Raw genomic sequence first — 18,950 nt, forward strand, 5'->3', positions numbered from 1 at the left:
TCGATACCGTTAGGGTTCTACGAAAAGTTTGACGTTCTCGACCTTGGTGCGAATCTTCAGCCAGCGGGTCAGCGTCTCGCCGTCGACCGGCCGGGCTGGGTCTGCGGGCGTCACCACGCACACGAGCGTCGTATCTCCGGGCGTACCCTTGATGTCGAACGTGATGCCCTTGGTCAGCGAAATGGCCCTGATGTTGTCCATCATGGCGCCGACCTCGCGCGAAATATCGTTCACCTCGACATTGGTCACCCGGTAGCGGGTCAGCAGCGAGGACATTTCGCCGATCCGGCGGTTCTTCTCCTCCAGCAGTTCCTGATAACTCTTTTGCAGCGAAGCCACGTCGATCTTATCTTCCGTATTGGCCTGCCTGACGACCAGTTCGGTTTTCTTCAGCCCGAAATTGCGCATCTGCGCACGGGCATTTTCGATCACCTCTTCACCCAGCGGCTCGCCTACGAGCAGCAACTCGATCTGCGACGGGTTCTTGCCCTGCGCATAATGCTTGTTACACTCGATGACACGGGTATGCGGGAAATTGAAGACCTGCGACACGTATTTGTCGGTCACGGCTTCGAACACCGAAACGCGGACCATGTGGAAACCGATGACGACGCTCGGGATGAAGGTCACCAGCGTAATGACCATCATCAGCCGTTTGACCGTGCGTTCACGTGCCTTGTCGATAAAGGCCTTCTTCTCGTATTGGAGGAAACGCACCATGGCATAAGTCGCCAGCGCGATGAACACCGAATTGATGAAGAAGAGATAGAACGCCCCGATAAAGAACTTTATCTGCCCGGTGGCCAGTCCGAAACCCGCAGTGCAGAGGGGCGGGATGAGGGCCGTGGCGATGGCCACGCCCGGGATCACGGTCGACGTGCGGTCCTGCCGCGTCTGGGCCACAACGCCAGCCAAACCGCCGAACAGGGCGATCAGCACGTCGTAGGTCGTAGGCACGGTGCGCGCCAGCAACTCGCTGCTGTTCGACGAAAGCGGCGAGATGAAGAAATAGACCGTCGAGGTGATAATGGCGACGATGAACATCAGCGCCAGGTTGCGCAGCGATTTTTTGAGCAGTTCGAAATCGTTGATGCCCAGCGCAAGGCCGACGCCCATGATCGGGCCCATGATCGGCGAAATGAGCATCGCGCCGATGATTACGGCGGCCGAATTGACGTTCAGGCCCAGCGACGCGATCATCGTAGCGAAAATCAGTACCCAGAGGTTGACGCCGCGGAACTCGACGCCCTTCGAAATGGCGGCCACGACTTCGTCGCGCTGCGCCTTGTCCTCTTCGAGGCTGAAACGGCCCTTCATGAATTCGCGCAACTCCCCGAGCCACGCCGAAAACGAACGTTTCATGCCTTGCGTATCGTCTGTGCGATTATTTTCCATAGCTATTTACAATTTGAATCACTGAGCCTCTTCCTCCCGGCTGCGACGGACCTTGGGTTTTCCGGCCACGACAATCACGAATTCGCCCTTGGGCTCGGTCGCACGAAAATGGTCCAGCACTTCGGCAACGGTTCCGCGAACGGTCTGCTCGAACTTTTTGGTGATCTCGCGCGACACCGAAACCCGGCGGTCTTCGCCGAAAACCTCGGCGAACTGTTCGAGGCACTTGACCACACGATAAGGCGACTCGTAGAAAATCATCGTGCGCTCCTCGTCGGCGAGGGCCTGCAACTGTTTCGTGCGGCCCTTCTTCTGGGGCAGGAAGCCCTCGAAGCAAAAACGGTCGCAGGGAAATCCGCTCTGCACCAGTGCCGGAATCAGCGCCGTGGCGCCCGGCAGTGTTTCGACCTCGATGCCCGCCTCGACGCACGTGCGCACGAGCAGGAACCCGGGGTCCGAAATACCGGGCGTCCCGGCATCCGACACGAGGGCCGCATTGCGTCCCGCAGCGATCGACCCGGCGACCATCTCGACCGTGGCGTGCTCGTTGAACTTGTGGTGCGAATGGAGTTTTTGCTCGATGCCGAGGTGTTTGAGCAGGAACGATGTCGTGCGCGTATCCTCGGCGAGGATGAAATCCACCTCGCGCAGGACGTTCACGGCGCGCAGCGTAATGTCGTCCAGATTCCCGATCGGCGTAGGTACGATATAGAGTTTGGCCATGCCGTTACGAGAATTTGCGTTCGAGCAGTTCCATCATGAACTTCGCGCCGTCCGAATTGGGATTCCAGGCGTAGTTCTCGGCGATATAAATCATACACTCGTCGAAATCGTCGAAAGCATTGAGCGTCCCGATAGCCTGCTCATAGGCTTCGCCGTCGCCGCCGAACAGGTCGCGGATCAGCAGGAATTTATCGTTGATGCCGATGGCCCGGCGAAGGTCCGCGACCGGCTCGCCGCGCCGCAGTTCCGAAGCGGCTCCGCGGTGCGGGGCAATCGTATCGGCCAGCGTCTGCACGTCGTGGTTGATCACATCGCCCAACACGGCTCCGGCCGGAGCCGCAATCTCGACCTCCTCGAATTCCGACTCTTCCTCAGGCTCCGGTTGCTGAACCGGGGCAACCGCCGCAACGACAGGCTCCGCAACGGGCCGGGATTCGTGGGATTCACGGATTTCAGGCTGCTGCCGCTCAAGCTCTGCGGGCGCAGGCTCGATTTTCGGTTCGGGCGTTGCAACAGGCTCGGGACGGGTTTCCGCCACCTCGGGCGCCGTGGGTTTTTCAGCGGGCGCCGGAGTATCGTAGAGCGACATGATGACGCGCTGTTTGTGACGGTGACGGACTGTCTCCTCCTCCAATCCGAAGAGCGTGGGCGCAATGTATTGGGGCTTCTCCGCAGCGACGGGTTCCGGCACAGACTCCCCGGCAGCCTCCGCCGCAGGGACAGGGTCTGCCCCGGGCGTCAGCGCGGACGCCGGCTCTTCGACCGACTCGTCCAGTTCTGCGCTCGGTTCGGGTTCTTCGGCAACGAATACGGGAGCCGGTTCGGTCTCCGGTTCCGGTGCGGGTTCAACCTCCGGTTCCGGTGCGGGGCCGGCCTCAAAAACGGGGTCCGGTTCCGGCACAGTCGTTTCCGGCATTTCCTGCATCTCCGACGGCTCCGGTTCGGGCTCCAACCCGGGTTCCGATTCAGGTTCGGGTTCAGGTTCAGGTTCAGGTTCGGGTTCAGGTTCGGGCCCGGCAAATGCTTCGGCAGACCCGGATTCCGCCGTCATATCGGGCCCGGGAAACGCTTCGACGGGCTCCGGCTCCGCTTCGAATGCCGACCCGGGCGCAGCATCGGAGTCGGATTCAAATCCGGCGCCATCCTCCGGGTCGAGCGAAAGCACCGCCCCGAGGTCGATGGCGACCGGAGCCGCAGCAGCGGGTTCCTCCGCCTCAACCGGGGCTTCCGCAACGGACGCCCCTTCCGCAAAGCGTACCGCGTCATAAAGTGTCCGCAGTTTTTCCAGTGCCAGATCGCGTTCGAGAGCCGGTATATGCCCGGAAGGGTCCCAGCCGTCGACAATCGCCGTCAGCTTGTGTAATTCGGTCCGTATCGTTTTCAAATCCATCATTGCGTACTGTTTTGACCTCCAAAGATAGCAAAAAATTATGAAAGCCCAGCGCATGCCCGGAACCTTTTGCCCGAAACGCCGCCGAACGGGATTTTTCGGGACATCGGCCCGGCGCGGTACAACATAAAAAAACAGCGGCCGAAACCGCTGCTCCCCTATTGTCGTTTTCCGCACATTCAGCCGAAAGACGTTTTATTCGGTAATCCGGAAACTGCCGCCGAGCGTACAGTCGGAATCGTGCCCCGCCCAGACGTGGTAATCACCCGGCTCCTGGCCCCATTTGTTGTCGAGGCGCCAGAACGACAGGTCGTCGGGCGTCAGCGTGAAAGTCACCTCGCGGCTCTCGCCGGCACGGAGCATCACCTTCTCAAAACCCTTCAGTTCACGCACGGGACGCGTCACGCTGGCTATCAGGTCGCGCACGTAAAGCTGCACGACCTCCTCGCCGTCACGGCCGCCCGTATTGGTCACACGGACCGCGACGCGGACTTCGTCGCCGAGCTTCGCCGCAGGCGTCAGCACCCGCAGGTCCGAATAACCGAACGTCGTATAGCCCAGACCGTAACCGAAGCAGTACTGCGGCGAATTGGGCACGTCGATATAGCGTGAAGTGTATTTCTGGGGCTGGCCCGATACGGCGGCCGGCCGGCCCGTATTTTTCATGTCGTAGTGGATCGGAACCTGTCCCACCGTACGGGGAAAGGTCATCGGAAGGCGGCCCGACGGATTGTAATCGCCCGAAACGACATCGGCGAGCGCTTCGCCCGCCATCGTACCGGGATACCACGTCAGCAACAGGGCGTCGGCCAGTTCCGCCTCGCGGGCCAGCTCCATCGGGCGACCCGTAACCAACAGGACGACAATCGGTTTCCCGGTTTGCTTCAAGCATTCCAGCAACTGCCGCTGAACTTCGGGCAGGGCGATCGACGCAAGGCTCGCCGCCTCGCCGCTCTCCCCGGCCGTCAACCCGAGGGCGACCAGCACCACGTCCGATTTCGCGGCCGCGGCGACCGCTTCGGCAAACCCTTCTTCGGTCCCCTTATGCGGATCGCATCCACGGACGCAGATCACCCGATCATCCCCAAAACGCCGACACAGCCCCTCGCGGAAAGTCGAAGTCCGGTCCGCCTCGGCGAAATGGACCCACGAGCCGATCATATCCCACCGGGAATCGGCAAAAGGCCCCACCAACGCGATCCGGCTTCCTTTTTTCAGAGGCAGCACATCGCCCCGATTCTCCAGCAGGACCATCGAACTGCGGGCCACGCGCCGTGCCGCATCGAGGTGTTCCGGGGCATAGTAGCACTCCTCACGCTCCTTCACCTGGTAACGGAAAGGATCGTCGAAAAGTCCCAGTCGGAATTTCACGGCCAGCACCTCGCAGCAGAGGCTGTCGATCAGCGACTCCGCGATACGGCCCTGCCGCACCAGTTCGGCGGCGTGGAACAGGTAGGCCGCGCTCATCATATCCATATTGACCCCGGCACGCAGGGCCAGTTCGGCGGCCTGCGCATCGTCGGCCGCCACGCCGTGGGCCTTCAGTTCGCCGATCGTGCCGTAGTCGGTCACCACGAACCCGCCGAAGCCGAGTTCATCGCGCAGCAGGTCGCGCAGCAGCCACCGGTTCGCCGTAGCCGGAACGCCGTCCAGGTCGTTGAACGAGGTCATCACCGTCACAGCCCCGGCATCGAGCGCCGCACGGTACGGAGGCAGATAGCTGTCGCGGAAAACCCGCTCGGACATATCGACCGTATGGTATTCACGCCCGGCCTGCGGCGCTCCGTAGGCGGCGAAATGCTTCACGCAGGCAAGGATCGACGAAGGATCGGAAAGATCGCCCTGATAGCCCCGCACCATCGCTTCGGCGACGCGCGAGCCCAGGTAGGGGTCCTCGCCCGCACCCTCGGAAACACGGCCCCAGCGGGGATCGCGCGAAACGTCGCACATCGGCGAAAAGGTCCATTGAATACCCATAGCCGAGGCTTCACGGGCCGCGACCCGGGCCAGCGACTCCGCAGCGGACGGATCCCACGAAGCGGCGACGGCAAGGTTGACCGGGAAGATCGTCCGGAAACCGTGGATCACGTCGGCTCCGATCAGCAGCGGAATGCCCAGGCGGCTCTCCTCGACGGCGATCTTTTGCAGGCGTTCGGTTTCCTCGAAAGAGTAGATGTTGAAAACGCTGCCGCAACGCCCTTCGCGGACGAGTTGTTCGACGGAAAGCTGCGTCTTGTCCGGGCCTGTCACGGCGCCTTTTCCGCGCTGCTGGACCAACTGCCCGACCTTTTCGTCGAGCGTCATGCGCCGCATAAGTTCCGCGGCGCGGCGGCGGTCCTGCGGGGTTACGGGTTGTGCCATGGCCGGAAGCAGCAACAGAGCCGCAAACACGGTAAGAAGGGTTGTTCTCATCGGATAAATAGTTGAAAAGATGCGCGAAGTTAACGAAAATATCACAAAAAAAGGCTTCGGGCCGGAATAAACCGTATCCGCCCCGAAACCTCGATTACCCTGCACAATGTCACTCCTTCACACAGCGCATGCCGTAGGCCGTGGTCATTTTCCGCTCGTAATAAGCTCCTTCCGCCGTAGCGTCGCCGGTTTTCCAGTCGAACATAGGAAGCGGTTTGCTCCCGGAAAGGGTCGATGTACAATAAGCCGCAGCACGCCCCGGGTAGTGGATACAACCGTTATCGCCCTTGCGGAACATCGTCGACGGGCCGATGAAGGTTCCGCCCGAATCGAGCACGTACCAACGGCTGTAAGTATCGCCCGAATCCTGGTTTTTGGCGGCGTTGCTGTCCACATAAGCGAGCAGCACCTGCCATTCGTCCGAAGTCGGGACCCTGTACCCCACCGGGCAGGGGTCGTTCAGGCCCTTGGCGGCTTCGGTCCAGCCGTCGGCCATCGCAGCGGACGGCCGGGTGTAGAAAGTCGTCGGATTTGCGTTTGCACCCGCAGCCGTTATCTCTTCGGCGCTGACATTCCAGCCGGCGGTACGGGCCGCATTGAAAACCACATCGCGCGTCATTGCGCCGAAAGCCGCGGGATAATCGGCATGTCCCTCGTAATACTTGTTCTTCGAAAGTATCTTCGCTCCGACGAAGGGTTCTTTGCGTCCCCACTGATAGAACAGGCCATAAGAACGGAAATCCTGCACACAGGCCTTCGGGTCGGTCGTGTAATACTCGGCTCCGACATTCCGGTCCTGCCAGGCGATGCCGCTGACGGTCACGTCGGAAGGCGTTTTATCCACGACCCAGACCAGCCACGACCAGACGACCGCGCCGTCGGCATCGAACAGGGCCACCAATCCGCTGCCCTGCTTATTCCCGGCGGCGGTACAGGTGATTCCGTTCTGTGCGGCATCGTAGGCCAGATCCGAGACGAGTCCCGCTTCCGTGGCCCAGATCCAGTCGACGGCCGCGCCTTTCACATACGAACCGTCGGTGCGCCGCGCCGGGAACGTACGGGTTTCACCAGCCCGGACCAGGACCGTGTTCGCACCCGTCGAACGCTGCACGACGGTCACCTGCTGGGGCTCGACACCCCCCATTTCGGAAGAGAAGGTCAGCGTCGCACTGCGCGGGCGCACGCCGTCGTCGCTGTCGGTCAGCAGGAGTTTCACGACCGTGCTTTTCGTTCCTTCGGACTGCGATACACCGCACCAGCCGGTCGTGCCTTCGACTTTCCACGCCACGGACGCCCGCAGGTTTACGGTCAGTTCATTGTCCGCACCGTATGCGGTGACGCTGCCGCCGTTCTCCGCCAGCACGAGGATCGGTTCGAACTTCTCCTGCGTCACGGCAACGGTATGCTTCTCTTCGCCTGCGGCATAGAAATGCACCTCGGTCGTGCGTTCCCCGGGCTGGAAACTCTGGTCGACCGTCAGGACGATTTTCTTCGTATGCGAACCTTCGGTGACATTGGTATGACACCACGTGTCGTCACAGGTAATCGTCCACGGCGAATCGGCCGTGATTTCGAGGACACGACTGCCGCCGAACATATCGAACGTTATTTTATCTTCAAGCAGGGAAAGGCCGGGTTCCGCGACCTCGGGATCGTCGCTGCACGCCGCACAGCAGGCGACTGCGGCGACAGTCAGAAAAAAGAAAAATCTTTTCATCGTTCAGGTTGTATTTTAAGGTTTTATTCTGATGCCGTACATTTTACCAGGACACCGACGATTCGTAGGTTTGTCCGAAGCAGTCGGTCACACGGACCTTGCCGCCCCGCTCTCCGCTGCCCGGATCGATCCGGAACATGTGCCACGTATTGGTCGGCGTGCCGCCGCGCACGCCCGTCGCCAGCACCTCCTCGTAATAGGGATCGGTCCGCTGCGTCCGCTCCATCGCCACGGCTTGTCCGCCCGAAGCCGGAATCCACTCCACGGCACTCCACCGGGCATCGTATCCCCAAACATTGGCGTAGACATAGGCCGAATTGGTGCGTCCGGGCGCATAGAGGCGCATCTGCATGTCGCGCTTGCCGCCGACCGATTTGTAATACCACGTCAATTGGTCGCCGTCGACATCGACCACGACGTAGCCGCGCGGCGTGCCGTCGCAGTTGACATCGCCGTTGATGAACAGGTCGCCCGGGGTACGGGCAACACAATGCATCACCTTTTGTCCGTCATCGTAGCGGTAGATGTCATGGTAGTGTTTATGACCGCCGAAAGCATGCACTTTATAGGGACCTATCGCATCGAGGAAACGCTGGAAATTACGATGGTTGCGCGCCGTGGTATTTTTCGTATGGTAAAGGATCGGACAATGGGATGACACGACGAGCGTACTGCCTGCGGGGACATGGCTCAGGTCGGCTTCGAGCCATTGGCAAATTTCGTCGGTAAGGCCCACTGTATACTCCTCTTCGGCAGTCGGCGCATGGTCGAAGAGGATGTTGTCGAGGAACACATAGTGAATTTTCCCGACATTGGCCGAATAGTTCGCAGGACCGAAATAGCGTTCATAGCTCTGCAGGGCGAGCGAGTCGGTCAACAACGCAGGGTCGTGATCGTGGTTGCCGGGCAGGTTGAAAGTGGTGAAGCCGAGTGTCTCCAACCCTTGGCGGTATTTCGGGAAGAGCGACATATCGTTCCACACCAGATCGCCGAGGCTGACACCGTAGACCTCCGTCGAAAGTCCTTGTACGGTTTTCAGCACATCGGGAACGACATAATCGAGGTAGGACGAGACCGACGTGTTGTCGGCGGCCAGTTGGATGTCGGCCATGACGATCAGCGAATGGCGGTCGGCAGGGGCTTTACGCCGCGTCAGCGTAAAATCGGCCCGGTTGACGGCCTGTTTGCGATCGACCTTGCGATAGAACCGCGGACAGCCCTGCGACGCTGGAATTTCGTAACCGGCAGGCACGGAGACGAAAATAAAATTACGCCGCGCCAGATCGGACTCCAGGTAATAAATCCCCCTGGCATCGGTTGCGGTCACCTCCAGCCCGTCGCTCACGACGACGCCGGCAATGCCCGCCCCCGCATCGTCCTTCACGATTCCCTTCACCGTCATGCCGGGTTTATCGGGAATCTGCACCGTTGCCGGACCTCCGCCGCCATCGTCGCTTCCCGAAGAGGAACAAGCAACGAAACCGAAGGCGAGCACACCGGCCAGCAAGATTCGTATGTAAAATTTTGACATGGATTTTTGCGTTAAGGATGCGGAGGAGGCGAACCTCCCCCGCACCGCGGTTATTTCATCACGACCTGGATGATTACACTGTTCTTCTCGGGACGCACTTTGCCCTGGTCGCCGGCCACGACGGCAAGCGGCAGCACATAGGACGAGTCGATACCGTCGGCGATCATCGCCCCGGCGTCGAAACGGATTTCGGTGAGGTTCATGATCTTATCCCCGGACAGTCTGACCTGCGGATCGAAGGTGAAATACTTGTCGGGCATCACCTTCAGCGCCAGGTTGTTCTCCACGTTGTAAACGTCGAGCACCGAAGGATCGACCACCAGTTCCACGGTGATTTCATCGTTGTTGTAACCGCCCTTATACAGATAGAGGCCGTAGACACAGGCATCGTCCGAAGCCGGGTCGTATTCGAGGACCTGAAAATCGTTTTTCGGGATGGAGACCATGGTATCCACCGTCTCGTAGACGATATAATCGTCGCCGCACCCCACGGCTCCCAGCAGGAGCAGGAGACATATCGCAAGATTTTTCATCGCAATCGGAATTTTAAGGTTAGTAACCGGGATTCTGGACGAGGTTGTAGTTGATATTGATTTCGCTCAGCGGAATGGCCATCCAGTAGGTTTTCGGGGATTCGAACGTACGTACGCCGCTCTCCTTCATCGTGGTAACCTTGTAGAAATCCGCCGCCGTCTTGCCGTCGAGATTCCAGGCCTTGGGACGCTTGGACATCACCTCGCCGGCCTCTTTCCAGCGGCGCAGGTCGTGATAGCGCATTCCTTCCATCAGCAGTTCGATCGAACGCTCCTGGTGCAGGACCTTGCGCAGTTCGCTGCCCGAGGGTATTCCTCCGGCCATAGCCCACGAAACCTCGAAATCGGGAAGTCCCGAGCGGCTGCGGACTTTATTCAGGTAACCGAGGCTCACATCGCTGAGCGATCCGTTGTATTCGAAGTCGGCTTCGGCATAGCTCAGGTAGAGTTCCGCAAGGCGGATGTAGGGATAGGCATACTGGCGGTAAGTCCAGGTTTTGCTGTCGTAGTTGAAAGCCGACTGTTCGTGAATCCACTTCTTGAGGATGTAACCCGTGCAGCTCTGATACTCCTTCGAAGCGTCGAGCACGCTGCCCTGCAACTCACCGCCACGGCATTTGAGCGTGAATTTCTGGCCGTTGACGGCATATTCGCCGCGGTCGTAGCCAATCGACGCATAGAAACGCGGCTCCTTGTAAACGTGGAGGTTGGCGGTCTCCTTTTCGGCGTTGTAGGCATAGGGATCGATCGACATCGTCTCGGGGTCCTTGTCCCACGGCAGGCCGTTGTGCGTGTAGTACATCTCCACGCATTCGAACGTCGGGACGATGTTGATACAGAAACCGTCGGTACTGTACGGCAGTTTCAGGCGCGCTCCGCCATAGCGCTGGAACTGCTGGATACCGGTCTGGTCGCCCATCGCCCAAAGGTACTCGGCCGAATTCCAGAGCGGCTCGACGAAACAGTCGTGGTAATTGATCTCGCCGCGTTTGGCGTCGGTCTCCGCGGCAACCGAATTAGGGCTCTCGTAGAGTTTGTGCCCATTGTTCTCGGCCAGTGTAATAGCCTCTTGACAGGCGTCGAGCGCCCATTTCCACTTCTCGGGATTGTAGGTCTGGCTCATCAGCGGCGTCCCGTCGTTGTTGCGAAAACGCGCATAGAACTCCGTGTTGCCGTTGCAGAGCGGACTGGCGGCATAGAGCATCAGCCGGGCCTTCATCGCCTTGGCGGCAACCGAGGTAGCCCGTCCGAGGTCCGCATCGGGACGCGTCGGATATTCGTGCAGCAGTTCGGCCGCGCGGTCATAGGTCTCGGCAATGAAATTCACACACTCGTCGAACGGGCTGCGGGCCACGTAAACCTGCTCTTCGGGAAGCCCCATGTCGAGTTGTCCCCTGACAAGGATAACCGGACCGTAGTGGGTCAGCAGGACCCAGTGGTAATAGGCGATCAGGAAATAGGCCTCGCCTTTGAATTCGTCGGCCACGGCCGATGAAATGCCCGGCACGGCATCGACGTTGTCGATCATGATGTAGCAGTAGCGGATACCCTTGTACATGTCGTAATTCGTCCGCCCCGACGGGGAAGAGGTCGTCGCGTCCCACAGTCCGTAATAGGTCTGGCTGGCGTTCTCCTCGTTGTAAAGCATGCTCTTGTAGGGGAAATAGCGGGTCTGGCCGTTGGTGGCGGTGATAACGTCGTCGCCGGCGCAGAAATCGGGCATGTAACGGTAAGCCGCGATATTGGGGGCATAGGTGTAGAGCGTATTGAGGTATTTACGGGCCTCCTTGGAGGTCTTGAAAATGTCCTCCTGCGTCGCCTGCCCTTCGGGGACCACGTCGAGGAAATCGCACGAAGCGAGGACTCCGGCACACGCAAACAGGAATGTGTATATGATTTTTTTCATGTCGCTCGAATTTTAGAAGTTATACTGAAGGCCGAGTTTCACCACGCGCTGCAACGGGTATTTCAAGCCGTTGCCGCTGCCCATTTCGGGATCCCAGTATTTGAAGGGCGAGATGATGAACAGGTTCGTTCCGGCCAGGTAGGCGCGCAGGTTCTTGTAGGTAAAGCCCAGTTCGACGCTTTTCAGGCGCAGGTAGCTGCCGTTCTTGATCCAGAACGACGAGGTCTGCGTGTTGTTGGCGTTGTAACGGTAGTCCAGGCGCGGATAGGCGGCGCCGGGATTGGGGTCGGCTTCCGACCAGTGGTCGTCGGCGATGTACTGCGTCATGTTGAAACCCGAATACTGGTTGTCGCGAAACGGGTGCATGTCGTACATCCGCAGCGAGACGCGCGCCGTGCCCTGGAAGAAAAACGAAAAGTCCCAGCGTTTGTAGTTGACCGACGCGCCGAAGCCGTACATGATCTCGGGCACGGTGGGATAGCCCAGCGACGTACGGTCGTTGGCGTCGATTACGCCGTCGCCGTTCAGGTCGCGGTACTTGATGTCGCCCGGCAGGTAATCGGGCATGAAGGTCTGCCGCGGCGAATTGTCGATCTCCTCCTGCGAAGTGAAGAGTCCGTCGGCAACCAGTCCGTAGATCGAATTGACGGGTTTGCCCAGCACGGAATTGTAGGCGTTGGGCAGGTATTTCGCCTCGTCCCGGGCCCGCACCTCGTTATGGGCATAGGTGAAAGTTCCGCGCACGGAGATCAGCAGGTCCTTGTTGAAGGCCTTGTTGTACTCGAGCGAAACGTCGACACCCCGGTTCTCCACCTCGCCGAGATTGCCGTAGGGCGTAACGCCCGAAAGTCCCATTGTCGAGGGCAGCGAACGCCGCTGCATGAAAATGCCGGTGCGGTCCTCCTTGTAAACGTCGACATTCAGCGTGAGGGCATTGAAAAGGCCCAGTTCGAGGCCGACATTGAGTTTCGTACTCTCCTCCCAGGTGGCCGAAGGGTTGCCCACGGTCATGATTTCGTGGCCGGTCTGCTTGATGAAGTTGGGCGAGAACCACACGTAAAGGCCCTTGTTCATGTTGACCGTCGTGAGGTAGGGAAAACGAACGATATTATTACTGCTGTCGGCCAGGTAATCGTTACCCGAGAGACCATAGGAAACCCGGAATTTCAACAGGTTCACCTTGCTGCGGAGTTTCTCCCAGAACGGCTCGCTCGACACGACCCATGCGCCGGCGATCGAGGGAAAAAATCCGAAACGGTGTCCGGCAACAAAGTTTTCCGAACCGTTGTATCCGAAATTGAACTCCATCAGATAGCGGTTGTCGAAGCCGTAGGTAAAACGTCCCGCGAGCCCCTGCTCCCGGTAAGGGAGCACCTTGTATTCGTCGTTGGTCGGCTGGTTGTCGACCTTTTCCTTCTGATGGTAGACGAACAGGGCGTTGACATCGTGTTTGCCGAACGAGCGCGAATATTCGACCTGTCCCTGCAGCGAAATCTCCCGGTAACCGTTGCGGCCCGTAGAGGTTCCCAGGTAGGACGATCCGGCCGTACCGATATTTTGGAGGTTATAGTCGTAAGTGCCGTCGCCGTTGTCGGTGTAATCGGTCATCTCGTAGTAATAGGGCGAGAACGAACGGTAGATCGCCGCATAGGTCTTGTTGTAGAACGAAACCATACCGCGCAGTTTCAGGCCCTTCGTGATAAAGTCGAGGTCCTGATCCACCGAAAAAGTCGTCGTGATGTACTGCGTGTGGCGCTGCCCGTAACCGCGGCTCAGCAAGGCATAGGGGTTGATATCCGTGGCACTGCCGTCCCACGAAGGAGCGTTGCCGAATATGGGATCGTCGAGATCATCCACCGCCCCCCGGGGATAGGTAGCCGGAAAAGCGACCGGATTGGCGCGCATCGTATAGTAAAACAAGTCTTTCACCTCTTCGACGGGACGATGCCAGAAGAGCAACTGCGTATTCATCTTCAGGCTGACGCGGGTGGTCTTGGTGACCTGTGCGCCGACGTTGGCCTGGAAAAGGTATTTCTGCGAATTGATATTGGTGTCGAATTTCGACTCCGAAGGTTTCTTCAGAATGCCGTTCTCGTTGAAAATCGACGCATTGAGGAAGTAATCGACCACTTTGCCGCCGCCCCGCACATTGAGGTTCATGTTCTCGTTGACCGTAAAGTCTTTGAAAAGCATCGAATACCAATCGTTGTTGGGGTAGACGTAGGGATTGAGCCGGTTGCGCGTACCCGCGATTTTCTCGTCCGAAAAACGCGGCTGGTAGACCTCGCCTGTGGGGGTGCGCGTGCGCAGCGCCTCGTTGTAGTTCTCCATGTAGGTCACGCCGTCGGCGATGTCCTGGATGCGCGTAGGCATCGAAATGCCCGATTCGAGGCGGACATTGATCGACATTTTCTCCGACTGGCGGCCGTTTTTGGTGGTAATGATCATCACGCCGTTCGCGCCGCGCGAACCGTAAAGCGCCGTGGCGGTGGCATCGCGCAGGATCGAAAACGACTCGATCGCTTCGGGCGGAATGTTGTTGAGCATCTCCGAGACGATCTCCACGCCGTCGAGGATCAGCAGCGGCGATTTGTTCGCACCGAAGGTCGAAATGCCGCGAATCCAGAAGTTCGCACCGTCGGCGCCGGGTTCGCCCGACGACTGGGTGGAGATGACGCCGGCGATCTTGCCTGCAAACGAAGTCGAAAGATTACTCGATGTCACTTTCAGCGTACTGGGCCGCACGACCTGCACGGCCCCTACGAGGCTCTCCTTTTTCTGCGTACCGAAAGCCACGACCACTACGTCGTCCATGACGTTCGAGGCTTCGAACAGCGTTACGAGCTTGAAAAGCTCGATATCGGCCACGTCGATCTTCCGGGTATCGTAGCCCAGGAAGGCGAAGGTTACCTGTCTGGTTCCGGCAGGAATTTTGAGCGTATAGTTGCCATTGGCGTCGGAAGTGGCGCCGATCGCCGTTCCCTCGACATAAACCGAAACACCGGTGATAGGCTTGTTGTCGGCCGAGGAAATTACCGTACCCTGGAGAATAATCTCATCGCCCGGTTTCTTCACCTGGGGAGGGGCGGCGCCCCCGTTTTTCCGGACAGCGGTTTTCGAGATGATTACCTGGTTCTCGCGCACCCGTCCGCTCAGTTCGGTTCCCTTCAGAACGACGGACAGCAGTTCGTCGATGGTCACCGACCTGAGCGAGACCGACACCTTGCGGCCGAGCAGCGGCTGCACGTCGTCGGTGTAGATGAAGGCGTAACGGCTGGTCCGCTCGACCTCCGCGAAGACGCTCCGCAACGTCGCATCCTTCATCTTCACACTCAGCAGCGACCTGGAACCGGCATCCTGCCGGGAGGCCCGGGCGGGCTGGAGATTCACCGGAAGCAACAACATCGCCACTGCGAAAATACGCAGGATACGGCATGTCAAGCTACTCCTCACAAAGAAAAGATCCTTCATAAGTAAAATAATTTAGGTTAGTATTTGAGATAGGAAATTGGTCTCAGCGATATGCGGCGTCGGGAAAGTCGTCGGGAGCCGGTTTCACCACCACCGAACCGTCCGCCGCCCGGACATAGGTGATCCGGAAAATATCCGAGAGCACGTCGAGCGTACCGTCCAGGTCGTCGAACAGAATCAGCTTGCCGGTGCATTTTCGTCCCCCGATCTCCCCGGAACACGAAATCTCGATCTTGTAAAAAGCCGCCACCTTCTGCAACACTTCGAGCAGCGTGTTCGACGTGAAGAAAAGCAGCCCGTCCTTCCAACTGATGTATTTATAGGGATCGACTTCGTAGACCGAATAACTGCCGTCCTTCATCGAGAAACGTTCCGAAGGGTTCAGCGTCACCGACTCGCCGTTGGCCACGTCGATGGCCACGGAGCCTTCGACCAGCACCACGGCCGACGAACCGCCGGCCCGGGGCGCGGTCGTCACATCGAACGACGTACCCAAGACGCGGGTCGCAAAATGATCGGTATGCACGATGAAGGGACGGTTCGCATCCTTCGCCACTTCGAAATAAGCCTCGCCTTCGATGAAAACATCGCGCGTATCGCCGAATGTGGTCGGAAAACGAAGCACCGAAGCCGAATTGATCCACACCCGCGTGCCGTCGGAGAGTTGCAGATGGGCGCGTTTGCCTTTGGGGACCACCAGTTCGCTCGTATGTACGTGCACCTCCCGGCGGTTTTGGCCGCGGTCCGCCTTCTCCGTCTTGTTTTCCTTATTCTCCTTGCCGTCGATCAGGATTTTGCCTTTGGGCGTGAGGCTGATCCGGGCGATGTCGTCGTACACTTCGCGGCTGCCGTCGCGCGTCACGAGCGTGATGTTCTCATAGGCCTCGGCCGAAGGCAGTCCGGAATCCGCAAAATCCAGCGTCCAGAACAGAGCCGCCACGATGCCGGCGACCAACACGGCTGCTGCGGCAAAGAACGCCGTACGGTTGCGGCGTGGGGAAGGAACGGCGAAATGACGCCTGGCATAATAATCGGTCAGGATACGGTCCAGCAGAATCTGTTTCTCCCCGGACGGAAGCGCCGGATGGTTTTTACCCACGCGGCGCACCAGGCTTACGGCGCGCTCGAACTCGACCAGGTCCTGCGGATGGCGTTTGGTATAGTTGCTCCAATAGCTGTCCTGCGCCCGCTCGGGATCGAGACACCACAAAACGAAGTTCGGATCGGAGGTAAAGAACTCCGCCACGTGCTTCTGAATATCGTCCGGTTTTATCATCGATTCGAAAGTAATCTTCGTTTATTCTGCGGCTTGGGCCGCCCTGTGTTGTCTTTATGACGGGGAAAGCCCCGTTTTGTCCCCCTCGGCTGCAAAAAATCGGGCCTGCCGGTTCAGGTGGCTATCTTCATCGTCTTGCCGCACGCCCTGTTCTTCCGCAGTTTGCCCAGCCCTTTGGACACGAATTTGCGCACGGCATGGGGTGTGGCGTCGAGGATCACGGCGATGTCGTTGTATTCCATTTCATAGACGAACCGCAGCAGCAAGGCTTCGCGCTGCTTGGGAGAAAGTTGGTTTAGCAGCGACTCGATCGTCTGCCGGATACGAAGCACGTGCTCCGATTCGATCATCGCATCGAGCGAGGTCAGCGACACCCTCAGGCCGGGCTCCCGGTCCGAAAGGTCGCATTTATCGATCCGCGAGCGATGCAGGTCGATCAGGCGGTTGTGAACGATCCGGAAAAGATAGGCTTTGATGTTGGCGATACGCCCCAGGTCGACCCGGCGGGTCATGAGGTCGAGGAAAATGTCGTGGATGACATCTTTGACCGTTTCGTTATCGAAGCCGAACCCCATACCATAGGCATAGAGCGCATCCGCATAACTGTTATACAACATAACGTATACGTCGGTCTCTTCGGCATACTGCCGGTCAATTCGTCTGGAGTCGTGCTTGCCTAGCCGAAACATTCGGGTTTTATTTTGGTCGGTTATTCGTTATAACGGGAAACCGCCCAATTTGTCCCCCGATCAGGAGATAAAAATCGAATAAAAAAAGCAAAACTGCAAATTTTCGCCTTCCAAGGGGACAAAAATATTCGTATCGCGTCTATTATCCAAAACCGATTACACCTCAGAACAATGACAAAGAAAACACTCTTCAGCCTGCTTCTGTTCTGCGTACCGCTCCTCTCGCTGTGCAGTTCGAAAGACAGCGATCCGGAGCCCGAGCCTACGCCCGGCAAAAAGTGGCTCGCCCCGATCCGCGTCGCCACCTACAACATCCAGTACGACAACCCGGGCGACGAAAACGACAAGTGGGAAAACCGCCGGGAACTGCTTCGCCAGTTGCTCCAGAGCGAACAATTCGACATCTTCGGGGCGCAGGAGCCTTACCGGACCCAGATCGAAGACATCGAACCGCTCCTGCCCGGATACGCCTGGGTCGGAAACAACGTCATCGGCGACGAGACGGCGAGACGGCGTCACTACAATCCCGTTTTCTACCGCACGGACAAATTCGAAGTGCTGAACAAGGGATCGTTCTGGTACTCCGAAACACCTGCAACGCCGGGCTCCAAAGGCTGGGACTCCTATTCGCCCCGCATGTGCAACTGGGTTCATTTCCGCATCCGGGAAAACGGGCGGGAGTTCTACCACTTCAATTCGCATTTCGACCACATCGGAACCACGGCCCGAGCCGAAAGCGCCAAACTGCTGGTTGCCAAAGTGCGGGAAATCGCCGGCGACAAACCGGCCTTTTGCACGGGCGACTTCAATTCGAACCAGAACACCGAACCCTACAAGGCCATCGCCGGATCGGGCATCCTCGCCGACAGCTACACGCGCTGCCCGGCCAAAACCAACGCAAACTGGCCCACCTACAACGGCTACAAATACATCTCGGCGCCCCCGGCCAACGCATCGCGCATCGACCACATTTTCATCACGCCGAAAGACTCGAAAGTCGCCTCATGGCGCATCGTCAACAGCAGCTACAACCAGAAATACCCCTCAGACCATTTCCCGGTCGTGATCGAATGGTCGCTGGCCGAATAGACCGGAAACGGATAAAAACAACGAACCTCCCTGCGGGGAGGTTTTTTTGTTGGGGCAGCATTCCCAGGTATAAAACGGCCCTGCCCTGTGTCCGGACGCCGCGGGAAAATAAAAAAATAGTCTGAAAAGTTCCGGACATGACGAAAGATTTCTATTTTTGCAACATCAGGTTAGGTCAAAAAGGTGAAAATACGCGACAAATCGGACACGGGGAGGGGTAATCCGCCCGACCGTGATTTTGAAGGTGTATACAAAAGTTACTATGTATACATCCTCAATTTCGCGTACTCCTTCGTCATGGACCGGGCTGCGGCAGAAGATATCGCACAGGATGTTTTCTGGAAACTGTGGCGCAGGCCGTCGTGGTTGCCACAACCGGACAACGCCCGGAATTACCTGCTGCGGCTGGCAAAGAACGAATGTCTCAACTACCTGAAGCACAAAGGAGTCGAAGACCGTAACAAACAAAAACTTGTCGAGGCGCTGCTTTTCTCCGAGACTTCCGGCTGGGGCCGCGAAGACGAAGAGGCGCAGGCACGGGTCCGCAAATGCCTCGACATGCTCCCGCCCAAACAGCGCGAGGTGCTGATACTCCGCTATTTCGAAGGGCTGAAATACACGGAGATAGCCCTGCAACTCGGCATTTCGCCCGAAACTGTAGAGACTCACATCAAACGCGCGTTCCGCTTCTTCCGCAATAATCTTCTCACGATCATGACCATCGTATTGTTTTACGACGGGCCCGATTTTTAATTTTTTTCGATTCGCTGTACCGGATTCGGCGGGGCTTGTTGTTCTTTTAATAAAAGATTTTAGCA

The 18,950-nt window shown here is 58.3% G+C and carries 13 protein-coding genes; 2 read left to right on the forward strand and 11 right to left on the reverse strand.

All coding sequences use genetic code 11. The annotated features are described in order from the left end of the window. Nucleotides 1-9 precede the first annotated feature (9 nt). From I2E69_RS00705 to I2E69_RS00755, 11 genes are all read right to left on the reverse strand, one after another. Complete coding sequence (locus tag I2E69_RS00705) at nucleotides 10-1,395, reverse strand: TIGR00341 family protein (protein WP_195458232.1); 1,386 nt, start codon at nucleotides 1,393-1,395, stop codon at nucleotides 10-12. An 18-nt stretch (nucleotides 1,396-1,413) separates the two neighbouring features. Further along, nucleotides 1,414-2,118: a 16S rRNA (cytidine(1402)-2'-O)-methyltransferase gene (gene rsmI, locus I2E69_RS00710; RefSeq protein ID WP_195458233.1), complete on the reverse strand. Its 705-nt coding sequence runs from the start codon at nucleotides 2,116-2,118 to the stop codon at nucleotides 1,414-1,416. Between the two features lie 4 nt (nucleotides 2,119-2,122). Next, nucleotides 2,123-3,511 (reverse strand): hypothetical protein, encoded by a 1,389-nt coding sequence (locus I2E69_RS00715; protein ID WP_229095309.1) that lies wholly within the window; start codon nucleotides 3,509-3,511, stop codon nucleotides 2,123-2,125. A gap of 192 nt (nucleotides 3,512-3,703) precedes the next feature. After that, nucleotides 3,704-5,920 (reverse strand): beta-glucosidase BglX, encoded by a 2,217-nt coding sequence (gene bglX / locus I2E69_RS00720; RefSeq protein WP_195458234.1) that lies wholly within the window; start codon nucleotides 5,918-5,920, stop codon nucleotides 3,704-3,706. 109 nt (nucleotides 5,921-6,029) lie between these two features. After that, complete coding sequence (locus I2E69_RS00725) at nucleotides 6,030-7,637, reverse strand: BACON domain-containing protein (RefSeq protein ID WP_195458235.1); 1,608 nt, start codon at nucleotides 7,635-7,637, stop codon at nucleotides 6,030-6,032. Nucleotides 7,638-7,680: 43 nt separating this feature from the next. Further along, nucleotides 7,681-9,168 (reverse strand): calcineurin-like phosphoesterase C-terminal domain-containing protein, encoded by a 1,488-nt coding sequence (locus tag I2E69_RS00730; RefSeq protein ID WP_195458236.1) that lies wholly within the window; start codon nucleotides 9,166-9,168, stop codon nucleotides 7,681-7,683. A gap of 50 nt (nucleotides 9,169-9,218) precedes the next feature. After that, the gene (locus I2E69_RS00735; RefSeq protein ID WP_195458237.1) at nucleotides 9,219-9,701 is read right to left on the reverse strand and encodes a DUF1735 domain-containing protein; all 483 of its coding nucleotides are present in this window, start codon (nucleotides 9,699-9,701) and stop codon (nucleotides 9,219-9,221) included. A gap of 19 nt (nucleotides 9,702-9,720) precedes the next feature. Beyond that, nucleotides 9,721-11,607, reverse strand: a complete 1,887-nt coding sequence (locus tag I2E69_RS00740) for a RagB/SusD family nutrient uptake outer membrane protein (protein WP_195458238.1) — start codon at nucleotides 11,605-11,607, stop codon at nucleotides 9,721-9,723. A 12-nt stretch (nucleotides 11,608-11,619) separates the two neighbouring features. Further along, nucleotides 11,620-15,078 (reverse strand): SusC/RagA family TonB-linked outer membrane protein, encoded by a 3,459-nt coding sequence (locus I2E69_RS00745; RefSeq protein WP_229095311.1) that lies wholly within the window; start codon nucleotides 15,076-15,078, stop codon nucleotides 11,620-11,622. Nucleotides 15,079-15,121: 43 nt separating this feature from the next. After that, complete coding sequence (locus I2E69_RS00750) at nucleotides 15,122-16,354, reverse strand: FecR family protein (protein ID WP_195458239.1); 1,233 nt, start codon at nucleotides 16,352-16,354, stop codon at nucleotides 15,122-15,124. Between the two features lie 113 nt (nucleotides 16,355-16,467). Continuing rightward, the gene (locus I2E69_RS00755) at nucleotides 16,468-17,043 is read right to left on the reverse strand and encodes an RNA polymerase sigma factor (RefSeq protein ID WP_195458240.1); all 576 of its coding nucleotides are present in this window, start codon (nucleotides 17,041-17,043) and stop codon (nucleotides 16,468-16,470) included. 171 nt (nucleotides 17,044-17,214) lie between these two features. Here I2E69_RS00755 and I2E69_RS00760 point away from each other — a divergent pair, with 171 nt between their 5' ends. Further along, on the forward strand, nucleotides 17,215-18,132 hold the full coding sequence (locus I2E69_RS00760) for an endonuclease/exonuclease/phosphatase family protein (protein WP_195458241.1): 918 nt from the start codon (nucleotides 17,215-17,217) through the stop codon (nucleotides 18,130-18,132). Between the two features lie 183 nt (nucleotides 18,133-18,315). Beyond that, a complete protein-coding gene (locus I2E69_RS00765) occupies nucleotides 18,316-18,885 on the forward strand; it encodes an RNA polymerase sigma-70 factor (protein ID WP_195458242.1) in 570 nt (189 codons plus the stop codon). Nucleotides 18,886-18,950: the final 65 nt, after the last annotated feature.

This window comes from Alistipes sp. D31t1_170403_E11, from assembly GCF_015553985.1.
In the GTDB taxonomy this organism is placed as follows: Bacteria; Bacteroidota; Bacteroidia; order Bacteroidales; family Rikenellaceae; genus Alistipes; species Alistipes montrealensis.